Consider the following 12,030-nt stretch of genomic DNA (forward strand, 5'->3'; position numbering starts at 1 on the left):
GAGGTCCTATGTCGAAGTTGGCTTATGACGTGATCGGCGACATCCACGGCCAGGCTGGCAAGCTCGAAGCGCTGCTGGTGTCGATGGGCTATGTTCCCTCTGGTGCCGGCTTCCGGGCACCGGTGGGCCGGCAGGCGGTGTTCCTGGGTGACCTGATCGACCGCGGTCCGGATCAGATGCGCGTTCTGGAGATCGCGCGCTCGATGGTCGATTCAGGTTCTGCCCGCTGCATCATGGGCAACCACGAGTTCAATGCCATCGGCTACATCACGGACAACCCTGCCCATCCTGGGGAAGCCTACCGCCCGAACCGAGTCGACTCGCCCAAGGCCCGGAAGAACCGGGAGCAGCACGCCGAGTTCCTGGACCAGGTAGGGGAAGGTTCAGGCAGCCACCGCGCATGGGTGAACTGGTTCCGCTCCTTGCCGGTGTTCCTGGACCTGGACGGCATCCGGGTGGTGCACGGCGGCTGGGACCAGGCTTCGGTGGATTCACTCCAGGCTGCTGGCTGGGTCGATGGCGTGGTCCTGGACGATGCCCTGCTGGACCGGGCCTACGACGAGAAGGGGCCGGTCGGTGCTGCCCGCAAGCGACTGACCTGCGGTCTGGAGCTGCAGTTGCCTGCTGGACGCTCTATCCGGGACAAGTCAGGCCACGAACACAAGGACGTGCGGATCGCCGACTGGCGGTACAGCGCCAGCGACTTCCGCCAGGTGGCACTGGTGCCGCGGGGTCAGGAAAAACTGCTCGATGGCATGGAATGGCCGGCAGGGCTGGAGCTCAAACCCATCGAGGGCTCGCCCATCCTGATCGGGCACCACTGGTTCCAGGGTGTGCCGAAGGTGGAGAGCCCCAAACTGGCCTGCCTGGACTGGTCGGCCGCCAAGGACGGGCCATTGGTGGCCTACCGCTGGGATGGCGAAGACGAACTTGCCGATGACAAGCTGTACTGGGTGCAGCCATGACGAACACCCAGGATCAGCGTGAGCAGGCCCAGAGCCTGGTGGCATGGGTACTTGAAGATGCCCCGACGGCGCAGGTGTGGCAGGAACTGGGGATGCGTGCGCAAGGTGATGGCTCGGCCTGGGCGGGCGACATCATTCTGGACGGTCAGCGGTTGAGTCTGAATGCCATGCTGGACTGGGACGCCCACTGGCGCCTGGTGGGCAGCGGGATGAACCTGGAGCGGGAAACCATCCTGTGCGATGAGCGGATGCTGTCGCCTGTGCAGGCCAGGGGCAGAACGGTGCTGGCCGTGCTGCAGATGTGGCGGTCGCTGGCGGGGCCAACGGCAAAGACGCCGAGGGTGCTGTATCCCGGCATGATCTACGAGGCGAGCCGGCGTTCGCTGGAGCGACTCAAGGTCGGGGCGCCGTCCTTGCAGGTGGATGGGGCGGTGCTGCGGCAAGTCATCAAGTGGATTCGGCAACGTGCCGAGGCGGACTTGCTGCAGGATGGCGGTGTGCAAACCCCGGTGGTCTTGAGGTTCGACCAGCGGCTGCTGCGGCTGGAAGTCAACGGTCAGGTGTACGGAGTCGGGGCGCGGGGGAACTGGGCTGTGCCGTGCAGTGTGATGCTGGCTGATCTATTGGCGCTGCCGCCAACGGCCTTGCGGGGGGCATGGCTGAAAACGAGCTGGGCGCCGGGACGGATCGTCTTGAACCGTTGCGATCTTCCGGCTACCTTCACTGAATCTGAGCATGCCTGAATCGAAGCGTCGCATCGGCATCGTGTTCATGTCTGAGCAGGCCCGGCAGGGAGCGCTGGCCTTGGTCATGCAACATCCCGACGCCGTGCTGAACTTCGCCGCACCGCGGGGGCTGTACCCCGAGGATTGGGACCAGGGTCTGCGTCAGCAGATCAAGGAGTTTGGTCGCGCCTACTTGGAAGACGGACTGCCGCACTCACCAGTGGGCTACCTGGCCTCCGTGGATGAACTGCTGGTCGTGACCGACCAGGTTGCAGGACAAGGAACTGTCACGCCCAACGTGCCGGTCGAGTTGGATCGCCTACTGGCGCTGGCGCACCATTACGGCATCCCGGTGCGGTTGCACGATGCCGCCGGTCACCCTGTGGACCCGCAAGTGCCGCCGCCCACCGATGGTTGCGAAGAATTCGTTAAGCAGTTTGAAGCACAACGCATCGCCGCAACTCAATCACTGGACACCGTGCGCGTGGATCGGGAGTGGCATGCGAGTGGTCTGTGGAACGCACAAGGCGCCATGCTGTCGTTCGAGCAGGCAGATGTGCCAATGCCACTGGCGCGGCGCCTGGTCCGCTGGATCAGTGCCTACAACCGGACGCTCTACAACACCATGTCTGAAGCATTCTGGATCGAGCATCACCAGATGGGTCTGGCGATTGCGCGTGACTTGCAGGCGCACTGGGGTACGGGGCCGCGCGTGGTGGTGTGGGACGGGCATGCCGAGCAGTGGGTGTGGATTGGGGATGTGCCGGTTGGGTCGACCTGAGGCTGCCTGACTGCTGCGGAATCAAGCTTCGTCGTCGTCCATGTTGATGCCCCTGGGGCCGACCACGGTTCCAGTGATGGTCTTCACCAGTTCGGTCACAGGGTCGTACTTCTGGCGGTTGTTGGCTTCCAGGAAACCGTAGTGCTTGGCGAGAACCTCCAGTGCTCGCACCCTGCTTGAATGGCTGGCGAACTCCGAGAAGTCATCGGCCTCCTCCCAAATGCGTCGGGTCCAGCGATCGAGCATGGTTTCGTTGCGCTTCATCGCCTTAGCCAAGAGTTCCTCGATGGCGTTTTGAACCATAACATTTGATAACAGACGTGACGCCTGCTCTTGGGCGGTTTTCTCGCTGTACCCAGCCCGAATCGCCGCCTGCGTTCCGTTCTTGTCGACGATGTATTCGGCAACGAAGGCTTGCTGCTTTGGGGTCAGAGGGGTGGTGGCCGTGGACATCGTGCGCTCCGGTCAGTGACTGGGGCAAGTAAGCCATGGTTGGAGCGACAGCGAAGTCGCCGTCCAGCTTGCTTGCCGCGGAAGCTGCTGGCAGGCGTCCGCGCTTAGCTGAGCGCGTCTGTTGCCCCTGGAGCCGGCAGGGCTGCGGATCGCGGGACGGATGGTGACGGTGTTCAGGGCGGTGTGACCTACCCCGTCCAAGGTACGCCCAACCAGCCCGACGACGCTACAGTGAAGGCGCCGGCGGATAGCCCGGCACTTTCTCCCCCTTCCCCGTGACTGGGGAACCAGCGGCCCCACTCAACACGGGGCCGCTTCTCGTGCGGAGCTGGGTTTTCGGAGTCAATCGCAGGCGCGCGAGCGGCGCGTCGGCGCTGGCGTGAGCGCATGCACGGGCTACACTGGGGCCGGTTATCATCCCTGACAAAGAGGGGTACCAGAGGGCAAACCGGGGAACAAATAGGGGAACAAAACCAATTTGTCCGCACGCCAATACGTTATAAATCAGTGATTTACATCTGATCCTCGAATCCTCTCACCGACCAGTTTCCCTGCTTCCATCCTGCCCTCTCACTTGCACAGCGGGAAGCGGTTCGGGGCGTGCGACGCACCCCGCAACCGCGTTTACACGTATTCACGGATCGGCGATGATGGCGGCCTTTCTCGCCCAAGGTCCGCTCCTTTCATGATCGTCGCCAGCCCCGTCTCGAAGCATCCCCAGGCCACACCGCTGCCGGGCGTCGGGCGGGCGCTGGTGCTGGCCGGCGCGCTGAGCCAGAACGCCGCCGAGGACATCTTCCACCAGGCCCAACTCACCAAGCGTGGCTTCGTGGCCCAGCTGATCGAGTCCGGCACGGTGCCGGCGGCGGCGCTGGCGCAGGTGATGTCGCAGGCCTTTGCCGCACCCCTGATCGACATCGACGCGCTGGATGCGCGGCAGCTGCCCCGCAGCCTGATCGAGCCCAGGCTGGCCCTCACCTACCGGGTGGTGGCGCTGGGCCGGCGCAACGGCCGCGTGGTGGTGGTGACGGCCGATCCGTCGAACCACGAGGCAGCCGAGAAGATCAAGTTCGCGACCCAGACCGGCATCGACTGGGTGATTGCCGAGTTCGACAAGCTGGACCGCTTCGTCGAATCGCTGGCCAAGTCGACGCTGGAGGAGATGCAGGAGCTGATCGGCGACGAGTTCAAGTTCGACGAAGCCGGCTTCGGCATCGAAGATGCGGGCGGCGAGGACGATGCCGAGAACGCCGAGATCGATGACGCGCCGATCGTCCGGTTCCTGCACAAGATGCTGCGCGAAGCCTTCGTGATGGGCGCGTCGGACCTGCATTTCGAGCCCTACGAGCACCATTACCGGGTGCGTTTCCGCATCGATGGCGAGTTGCGCGACATCGTCTCGCCGCCGCTGGCGATCAAGGACAAGCTGGCCTCGCGCATCAAGGTGATCTCGCGCCTGGACATCGCCGAAAAGCGCATCCCGCAGGACGGGCGCATGAAGCTCAAGCTGGGGCCGGACCGGGTCATCGATTGCCGTGTCAGCACCCTGCCGACGCTGTTCGGCGAGAAGCTGGTGATCCGCCTGCTCGACTCCAGCGGCCTCAAGCTGGGGCTCGACGCGCTCGGCTACGAACCGGAGGAGAAGTCGCGCCTGCTGGCCGCGGTCCAGCGCCCCTACGGCATGGTGCTGGTGACCGGGCCGACCGGCTCCGGCAAGACCCTGTCGCTCTACACCTGCCTGAACCTGCTCAACCAGCCCGGCGTCAACATCGCCACCGTCGAGGATCCATCCGAGATCAACCTGCCGGGCGTGAACCAGGTCAACGTCAACGAGAAGGCCGGCCTGACCTTCGCCACCGCGCTGCGGGCTTTCCTGCGCCAGGATCCGGACATCATCATGGTCGGCGAGATCCGCGACCTGGAGACCGCCGACATCGCCGTCAAGGCGGCGCAGACCGGCCACCTGGTGCTGGCCACGGTGCACACCAACGACGCCCCGAGCACGCTGACACGCCTGCGCAACATGGGCGTGGCGCCTTTCAACATCGCCTCCGGCGTGATCCTGATCACGGCGCAGCGCCTGGCCCGGCGCCTGTGCCCGGCCTGCAAGGCGCCGGCCCCGCTGCCGCGACAGACCCTGATCGACGCCGGGTTCGACGAGGCCGAGCTCGACGGCAGCTGGACGCCCTACAAGCCGGTCGGCTGCGATGCCTGCAACAACGGCTACAAGGGGCGCATCGGGCTGTACGAGGTGATGCCGATCAGCGAGGCGATCCAGGCCATCATCCTGGCCGATGGCAGCGCGGTGGAGATCGCGCAGCAGGCGCGCCGCGAAGGCGTCCGCTCGCTGCGCGACGCCGGCCTGCACAAGGTCAGGCTGGGCATCACCTCGCTGGAGGAAGTGCTGGCGACGACCAATCAATAATCGGGCAGGCACGACGGGGAGCTCATCGATGGCAACGCAACTGCTCGGCAGCAAAGGCGTGAAGGAATTCGTCTTCGAGTGGGAAGGCAAGGACCGCAACGGCAAGCTGGTGCGGGGCGAGACACGCGCCGGCGGCGAGAACCAGGTGCAGGCCTCGCTGCGCCGGCGCGGCGTCTTCGTCACCAGGATCAGGAAGCGCCGCATGCGCGCCGGCAAGGCGATCAGGCCGCGCCACATCGCGATCTTCACGCGCCAGCTGGCGACCATGCTGAAGGCCGGCGTGCCGCTGCTGCAGGCCTTCGACGTGGTCGGGCGCGGCAACCCCAACCCGAGCGTGACCAGGCTGCTGAACGACATCCGCGCCGACGTCGAGACCGGCACCTCGCTGTCGGCCGCGTTCCGCAAGCACCCGGCGCACTTCAGCCAGCTGTACTGCAACCTGGTCGAGACCGGCGAGGCCGCCGGCATGCTGGACACGCTGCTCGAGCGCCTGGCCACCTACATGGAAAAGACCGAGGTGCTCAAGGCCAAGATCCGCTCGGCGCTGATGTACCCGACCGCGGTCGTCATCGTCGCCTTCGTGGTGGTGGCGGTGATCATGATCTTCGTCATCCCGGCCTTCAAGGAGGTGTTCAGCTCCTTCGGCGCCGACCTGCCGACGCCGACGCTGTTCGTCATCGGCGTGAGCGAGTTCTTCGTCCAGTGGTGGTGGCTGATGTTCGGCCTGCTGATCGGCGGCAGCTATTTTCTGGCGCAGGCCTGGAAACGCAGCGACAAGGTCCGCATGGTGATGGACCGGCTGCTGCTCAGGCTGCCGATCTTCGGCGAACTGGTGCGCAAGTCGGTGGTCGCACGCTGGACGCGCAGCCTGTCGACCATGTTCGCGGCCGGCGTGCCGCTGGTCGAGTCGCTCGAGTCGGTCGGCGGCGCCTCGGGCAACCTGCTCTACCACCGCGCCACCGAGCAGATCCAGCAGGAAGTGGCGATCGGCAGCAGCCTGGCGGCGGCGATGGCGAACGTGCGCATCTTCCCGCCCATGGTGACGCAGATGACCGCCATCGGCGAGGAATCCGGCGCCCTCGATCACATGCTGGGCAAGGCGGCCGACTTCTACGAATCCGAGGTGGACGAGATGGTGGCCGGCCTGTCGAGCCTGATGGAGCCGATCATCATCGTGGTGCTCGGCATCATCATCGGCGGCATCGTGGTGGCCATGTACCTGCCGATCTTCAAGCTGGGGCAAGTCGTCTGATGCTGCCAGCGGGATGGTTGCTGGCCGCATTCGGCGGCGTGCTGGGGCTGCTCATCGGCAGCTTCCTCAACGTCGTCATTCACCGCCTGCCCAGAATGCTGGAGCGCCAGTGGGCCGAGGACTGCGCCACCGCCGCGGATGCCACAGCGGCGGTGGCCAGCGAACCCTTCAACCTGGTGCGGCCGCGCTCGCGCTGCCCGCACTGCGGCCACGCCATCCGCTGGTACGAGAACATCCCGTTGCTGAGCTACCTGGCGCTGCGCGGCCGCTGCTCCGCCTGCCGGGCGCCGATCGGGCTGCGTTACCCGGTGGTCGAGCTCGTCACCGGTCTGCTGTTCGCCTGGTGCTTCTGGCGCTGGGGCCTGGGCTGGACCGCCGCCGCCTGGTGCGGTTTCGCTGCCACGCTGGTGGCACTGACGCTGATCGACTGGGACACCACGCTGCTGCCCGACGACCTGACGCTGCCGCTGCTGTGGGCCGGCCTGATCGCGGCGGCGCTGGACTGGACCGGCGTGGCGCTGGCCGATGCGCTGTGGGGCGCGGTCGCCGGCTACCTGTCGCTGTGGCTGGTGTACTGGGCCTTCAAGCTGGCCACCGGCAAGGAGGGCATGGGTTATGGCGACTTCAAGCTGCTGGCGGCGCTTGGCGCCTGGTTCGGCTGGCAGGCGCTGGCCCCGGTGGCGCTGCTGGCCTCGACCATCGGCGCCATCGTCGGCATCGGCATGAAGCTGCGTGGCGCCCTGCGCGAAGACGGCGTGGTGCCGTTCGGGCCCTTCCTGGCCCTGGGCGGCATCACCGCCATGCTGTTCGGGCCGCAATCGGTCCTGCGCGCGATCGGCTTGTAGGATGGATCGGCAGATGAACGCCATGCGCCCCCCCGTCTTGATCGGCCTGACCGGCGGCATCGGCAGCGGCAAGAGCACGGTCGCCACCATGCTGGCCGAGCACGACGGCCAGGTCATCGACGCCGACGCCATCTCGCGCGCCAGCACCGCCGCCGGCGGCAGCGCCCTGCCGGCGATCCGCGCCGCATTCGGGCCGGCGCTGATCGGCGCCGATGGCGCGCTCGACCGCGACGCCATGCGCGAGCTGGTCTACCGCGACGCCGGCGCACGCCAGCGGCTGGAGGCCATCATCCACCCGCTGGTCAGCCAGGAGACCGATCGGCAGGCGCGCCAGGCCATCGACGCCGGGCGCCGTCTGCTCATCTTCGACGTGCCCCTGCTGGTCGAATCGGGCGCGCGCTGGCGCGCCAAGGTCGACCGGGTGCTGGTGGTCGACTGTGAACCCGCGACCCAGATCGAGCGCGTGATGGCGCGCAACCGGCTGCCGCGCGAGCAGGTCGAGCGCATCCTGCAGGCGCAGGCGACGCGCGCGCAGCGCCTGGCGGCGGCTGATCTGGTGGTCTTCAACGGCGCCGGCGTCAGCTTGATGCAATTGCGTGCACAAGTTGACGCCCTGGCGGCCACCTTCGGGCTATGATTCGCCGGCCTGCCACGGAAGTTCCCGCGTGATCCTGTACGAATACCCATTCCACGAACGCATCCGCACCTACCTCCGGCTGGAGCACCTGTTTGGTCGACTGGGCCAGTTGATGCCACGCGATGGCGCCCTCGATCACCACTTCGCCCTGACCACCATCTTCGAGGTGATGGACGTCACCAGCCGCGCCGACCTGAAGTCGGACGTGTTGAAGGACGTCGAGAGGCAGAAGGCGCAGATGAACGCCTACCGCGGCAACCCGGCGATTTCCGAAAGCTCGCTCGACGGCATCCTGGCCCAGCTGGAACAGGTGTTCGAGCAGCTGAGCCAGCAGCACGGCAAGCCCGGCCACGACCTGACCGACAAGGAATGGCTGATGGCGATCCGCAGCCGCGTCGTCATCCCCGCCGGCACCTGCTCGTTCGACCTGCCGGCCTACCATGCCTGGCAGCACCAGAGCGCCGCCGTGCGGCGTGCCGACCTGGTGCAGTGGTCGAGTTCGCTGGCGCCGATGGCGCAGGCCATCCACCTGCTGCTGCAGATCCTGCGCGACTCCGGCAAGCCGCAGAAGGTGATGGCCACGGCCGGCCTGTTTCAGCAGACCCTGCCGCAGGGCCGCTCGTTCCAGCTGCTGCGCCTGCGCATCGATCCATCGCTGCAGCTGGTGCCGGAGATCAGCGGCAACCGCCTGATGGTGGCGGTGCGCCTGCTGCGCCGCGAGGACGACGGCAAGCTGCACCTGGCGCGCGAGGACACGCCGCTTGAACTGGCCCTGTGCGCATGAGCAGCGAAACGCCGACCGCGCCGAAAGCCCGCACCGTGCGCTGTCCGGCCTGCGGCGGGCCCAGCCTGTACGCGCCCGAGAACCGGTACCGTCCGTTCTGCAGCGAGCGCTGCAAGCTGCAGGACCTGGGCGCCTGGGCCAGCGAGAACTTCCGGGTCGAGGTGCAGGAAGCCGATGGCGCCGAAACGCCGCCCGAGGGTTCGGCGCAGTAAGCCGGTCAAACGGGCAGCGGCTCGCGCAACCGGGTAGCGGCCTGCTCAGCCGGCGGCCGCTGCCTCTTGCTCCAGCCAGCGCAGCACCGGCAGCGCGCCCGGCAGCACTGGGCCGACCTGCACCGGCAGCCGCTCCCAGCTGAAGCGCTGGCCTTCGCGCATCTGCAGCGCGCCTCGCCAGACCGTGAGCTTGCAGAAGTGCAGCCGCACCAGCGCATGCGGGTAGTCGACCAGTTGCTCGCGCCAGCGCTGCACCGCGGCGGGCTCGACCTCGATGCCCAACTCCTCCTGCAGCTCGCGCGCCAGCGCCGCCTCGACGCCCTCGCCGGCCTCCAGCTTGCCGCCCGGAAACTCCCAGTAGCCCGCGTAGACCTTGCCCTCGGGCCGCGAGGTCAGCAGGAACGCAGCATCGGGCCGCAGCAGCACGCCGACGGCGACGTCGACCACGGCACGTGGGCCCTCGTCGCTTCGGCGCAGATGCGCATCGGCGCGCAGCGGCTTGCCATCGTCCATGGCCTCAGCCTGCGTCGCTGTCACGACCGATGAAGTCGCGTGCAAACTGGTAGGCGACCCGGCCCGAGCGCGAGCCGCGCTCCAGCGCCCACACCAGGGCCTCGGGGCGCGCCGCCTCGATCTGCGCCGGCGTGGCGCCCTGCGCGCTCAGCCATTGCGCCACGATCGCGAGGTACTCGTCCTGGCTGAACGGGTAGAAGCTGACCCACAGACCGAAGCGTTCGGACAGCGAGATCTTCTCCTCCACCACCTCGCCCGGATGCACCTCGCCGTCGTCGGTATGGGTGTAGCTGAGGTTGTCCCGCATATATTCGGGCAGCAGGTGGCGCCGGTTGCTGGTAGCGTAGATCAGCACGTTGGGCGTGCTGGCCGCCACGCTGCCGTCGAGGATGCTCTTGAGCGCCTTGTAGCCCGGCTCGCCCTCCTCGAAGCTGAGGTCGTCGCAGTAGACGATGAACTTCTCTGGCCGCTCGGCGACCACTTCGACGATGTCGGGCAGGTCGGTCATGTCGGCCTTGTCGACCTCGATCAGCCGCAGCCCGTCGCCAGCGTACGCGTTCAGGCAGGCCTTGATGAGCGAGGACTTGCCGGTGCCGCGCGCGCCCGTCAGCAGCACGTTGTTGGCCGGGCGCCCTTCGACGAACTGGCGCGTATTGCGCTCGATCTTCTCCTTCTGCGCCTCGATCTCCTTCAGGTCGGCGAGCGTGATGCCGCTGACGTGGCGTACCGGCTCCAGCACGCCCTGGCCCGAGGCACGCCGGCGGTAGCGCCAGGCCACCGCCTGCGACCAGCCGGGCGCGCCCAGCGGCTGCGGCAGCACCGCCTCGATGCGGTTGATCAGTTGCTCGGCGCGCGCCAGCAGGCGTTCAAGTGATTCGTTCATGGCGGTTGTCATCGATGGGTAACTATCCGGTTCACGTCACGCCGCTGGCCCTCACCCCAACCCTCTCCCAACGGGAGAGGGAGCAAGAGAAGGGCCGCGGAGCAGGCCATGCCAGCGATCGCCGTGGCCGGGCATGTACCGGTCACTGGCGATGTCCCCCTTCCCGAAGAGAGAAGTGGGAGGCGCCGTCAGGCGCTCAGGGGGGTGATGCTCATGATCTGTAGTCGGCGTTGATGCTCACGTACTCGTGGCTCAGGTCGCAGGTCCACACGGTGTCGCTGGCCTCGCCCCGTCCGAGCTTCACGCGCACCGTGATCTCGGCCTGCTTCATCACGCGCTGGCCGTCGTCCTCGCGGTAGCTCGGCCTGCGGCCGCCGCCCTCGACCACGTGCACGTCATCGAGAAACAGGTCGATCCGGGTCTGGTCAAGGTCCTCGATGCCGGCATAGCCGACCGCCGCCAGAATGCGGCCCAGGTTCGGGTCGCTGGCGAAGAAGGCGGTCTTGACCAGCGGCGAATGCGCGATCGCGTAGGCGGCCTGGCGGCATTCGGCGGCGGTCCGGCCGCCGTCGATCTGCACCGTGATGAACTTGGTCGCGCCCTCGCCATCGCGCACGATGGCCTGCGCCAGCTGGCGCGCCACGCCCAGCAGCGCGGCCTTGAGCGCCTGGCCGTCGGCACCGTCCAGCGAGGTGATCGGGGCGTTGCCGGCCTGATTGGTGGCGATGACGATGAAGGAGTCGTTGGTCGAGGTGTCGCCGTCGATGGTGACGCGGTTGAACGAGCCCTCGGCCAGCTCCAGCGCCAGCTGCTTCATCAGCGACTGGTCGATGCGGGCGTCGGTGGCCAGGAAGCCCAGCATGGTCGCCATGTTGGGGCGGATCATGCCGGCGCCTTTGCTGATACCGGTGATGGTGATGTCGGCGCCGCCGACGCGGGCCCTGGCGCTGAAGGCCTTGGGCACGGTATCGGTGGTCATGATGCCCTCGGCGGCGCGCGCCCAGTGGCTGGCATCGGCATCCGCGATGGCGGCCGGCAGGCCGGCGACGATGCGCTCGACCGGCAGCGGCTCCATGATGACACCAGTGGAAAACGGCAGCACTTGTTCCGGCTGCAATTGCAGCAGGCCGGCCAGCGCCTCGCAGGTCTGGCGCGCGTGCCGCAGGCCCTCCTCGCCGGTGCCGGCGTTGGCGTTGCCGGTATTGACGACGATGGCGCGGATGGCCTGCCCCGAATCCAGGTGTTCGCGGCAGACCTGCACCGGCGCGGCGCAGAAGCGGTTGCGCGTGAACACGCCGCCGACACTGGCGCCATCATCGAGCAGCAGCACCGTGAGGTCCTTGCGGTTGGCCTTGCGCACGCCGGCCTCGGCGACACCGATGCGCACGCCCGCCACGGGCTGCAGCTGTGCGGGATCAGGGGCGGACAGGTTGACGGGCATGGCGCTTCCTTTGGGTAGGTGTTACAGGGTTATTGATCCGGCACTGTGAAGTCTGAACCGTTCGCCCTGAGCCGTTCGACAAGCTCACGACAGGCTTTGTCGAAGGGCTTCGAC

General features: G+C 67.2%; 13 protein-coding genes. 9 read left to right on the top strand and 4 right to left on the bottom strand.

Going from position 1 to position 12,030, the window contains the following annotated elements; translation table 11 throughout:
• The 3 genes from PK606_RS15065 to PK606_RS15075 form a co-directional block, all read left to right on the top strand.
• The coding region (locus PK606_RS15065) for a metallophosphoesterase (protein WP_324565135.1) at positions 1–965 on the top strand (965 nt) is incomplete at its 5' end.
• Positions 962–1,708 carry a hypothetical protein gene (locus PK606_RS15070; protein WP_324565137.1) on the top strand — a complete coding sequence of 249 codons (747 nt, stop codon included), beginning with the start codon at positions 962–964 and terminating at the stop codon, positions 1,706–1,708. The genes PK606_RS15065 and PK606_RS15070, both read left to right, overlap by 4 nt.
• Positions 1,701–2,471 (top strand): hypothetical protein, encoded by a 771-nt coding sequence (locus tag PK606_RS15075; protein ID WP_324565138.1) that lies wholly within the window; start codon positions 1,701–1,703, stop codon positions 2,469–2,471. The genes PK606_RS15070 and PK606_RS15075 overlap by 8 nt, the downstream gene beginning before the upstream one ends.
• Before the next feature lie 21 nt (positions 2,472–2,492).
• Here the strand turns inward: PK606_RS15075 and PK606_RS15080 are convergent, their stop codons facing one another.
• Positions 2,493–2,924, bottom strand: a complete 432-nt coding sequence (locus tag PK606_RS15080; RefSeq protein WP_324565140.1) for a terminase small subunit — start codon at positions 2,922–2,924, stop codon at positions 2,493–2,495.
• Between the two features lie 685 nt (positions 2,925–3,609).
• Here PK606_RS15080 and pilB point away from each other — a divergent pair.
• From pilB to PK606_RS15110, 6 genes are read left to right on the top strand one after another with little or no spacing between them, the layout of a single operon-like run.
• The gene (gene pilB / locus PK606_RS15085) at positions 3,610–5,349 is read left to right on the top strand and encodes a type IV-A pilus assembly ATPase PilB (RefSeq protein WP_324565141.1); all 1,740 of its coding nucleotides are present in this window, start codon (positions 3,610–3,612) and stop codon (positions 5,347–5,349) included.
• Between the two features lie 28 nt (positions 5,350–5,377).
• Positions 5,378–6,601, top strand: a complete 1,224-nt coding sequence (locus tag PK606_RS15090) for a type II secretion system F family protein (protein WP_324565142.1) — start codon at positions 5,378–5,380, stop codon at positions 6,599–6,601.
• Positions 6,601–7,446 carry a prepilin peptidase gene (locus PK606_RS15095; RefSeq protein WP_324565144.1) on the top strand — a complete coding sequence of 282 codons (846 nt, stop codon included), beginning with the start codon at positions 6,601–6,603 and terminating at the stop codon, positions 7,444–7,446. The genes PK606_RS15090 and PK606_RS15095 overlap by 1 nt, the downstream gene beginning before the upstream one ends.
• A 22-nt stretch (positions 7,447–7,468) precedes the next feature.
• Entirely contained in the window at positions 7,469–8,083 is a 615-nt protein-coding gene (coaE, locus tag PK606_RS15100) for a dephospho-CoA kinase (RefSeq protein WP_324565146.1), read from the top strand.
• Between the two features lie 28 nt (positions 8,084–8,111).
• On the top strand, positions 8,112–8,867 hold the full coding sequence (zapD, locus tag PK606_RS15105; protein WP_324565147.1) for a cell division protein ZapD: 756 nt from the start codon (positions 8,112–8,114) through the stop codon (positions 8,865–8,867).
• On the top strand, positions 8,864–9,079 hold the full coding sequence (locus PK606_RS15110; RefSeq protein ID WP_324565149.1) for a DNA gyrase inhibitor YacG: 216 nt from the start codon (positions 8,864–8,866) through the stop codon (positions 9,077–9,079). Before zapD ends, PK606_RS15110 begins: the two co-directional genes overlap by 4 nt.
• A gap of 45 nt (positions 9,080–9,124) precedes the next feature.
• Here PK606_RS15110 and PK606_RS15115 read toward each other — a convergent pair whose 3' ends face one another.
• The 3 genes from PK606_RS15115 to argJ form a co-directional block, all read right to left on the bottom strand.
• Complete coding sequence (locus PK606_RS15115) at positions 9,125–9,592, bottom strand: NUDIX domain-containing protein (protein WP_324565150.1); 468 nt, start codon at positions 9,590–9,592, stop codon at positions 9,125–9,127.
• A 4-nt stretch (positions 9,593–9,596) separates the two neighbouring features.
• Positions 9,597–10,475, bottom strand: a complete 879-nt coding sequence (locus PK606_RS15120) for an ATP-binding protein (protein WP_324565151.1) — start codon at positions 10,473–10,475, stop codon at positions 9,597–9,599.
• A 211-nt stretch (positions 10,476–10,686) separates the two neighbouring features.
• On the bottom strand, positions 10,687–11,916 hold the full coding sequence (gene argJ / locus PK606_RS15125) for a bifunctional glutamate N-acetyltransferase/amino-acid acetyltransferase ArgJ (protein ID WP_324565153.1): 1,230 nt from the start codon (positions 11,914–11,916) through the stop codon (positions 10,687–10,689).
• Positions 11,917–12,030 lie beyond the last annotated feature (114 nt).

The organism is Ottowia sp. (assembly GCF_035444425.1).
Lineage (GTDB): Bacteria > Pseudomonadota > Gammaproteobacteria > Burkholderiales > Burkholderiaceae_C > Ottowia.

Bases quoted from the DNA above. Each gene is read 5' to 3' on its own strand.
- coaE (WP_324565146.1), top strand. From the start codon at position 7,469: ATGCGCCCCCCCGTCTTGATCGGCCTGACCGGCGGCATCGGCAGCGGC.
- PK606_RS15120 (WP_324565151.1), bottom strand. From the start codon at position 10,475: ATGAACGAATCACTTGAACGCCTGCTGGCGCGCGCCGAGCAACTGATC.
- PK606_RS15070 (WP_324565137.1), top strand. From the start codon at position 962: ATGACGAACACCCAGGATCAGCGTGAGCAGGCCCAGAGCCTGGTGGCA.
- argJ (WP_324565153.1), bottom strand. From the start codon at position 11,916: ATGCCCGTCAACCTGTCCGCCCCTGATCCCGCACAGCTGCAGCCCGTG.
- PK606_RS15080 (WP_324565140.1), bottom strand. From the start codon at position 2,924: ATGTCCACGGCCACCACCCCTCTGACCCCAAAGCAGCAAGCCTTCGTT.
- pilB (WP_324565141.1), top strand. From the start codon at position 3,610: ATGATCGTCGCCAGCCCCGTCTCGAAGCATCCCCAGGCCACACCGCTG.
- PK606_RS15115 (WP_324565150.1), bottom strand. From the start codon at position 9,592: ATGGACGATGGCAAGCCGCTGCGCGCCGATGCGCATCTGCGCCGAAGC.
- PK606_RS15075 (WP_324565138.1), top strand. From the start codon at position 1,701: ATGCCTGAATCGAAGCGTCGCATCGGCATCGTGTTCATGTCTGAGCAG.
- PK606_RS15110 (WP_324565149.1), top strand. From the start codon at position 8,864: ATGAGCAGCGAAACGCCGACCGCGCCGAAAGCCCGCACCGTGCGCTGT.
- PK606_RS15090 (WP_324565142.1), top strand. From the start codon at position 5,378: ATGGCAACGCAACTGCTCGGCAGCAAAGGCGTGAAGGAATTCGTCTTC.
- PK606_RS15095 (WP_324565144.1), top strand. From the start codon at position 6,601: ATGCTGCCAGCGGGATGGTTGCTGGCCGCATTCGGCGGCGTGCTGGGG.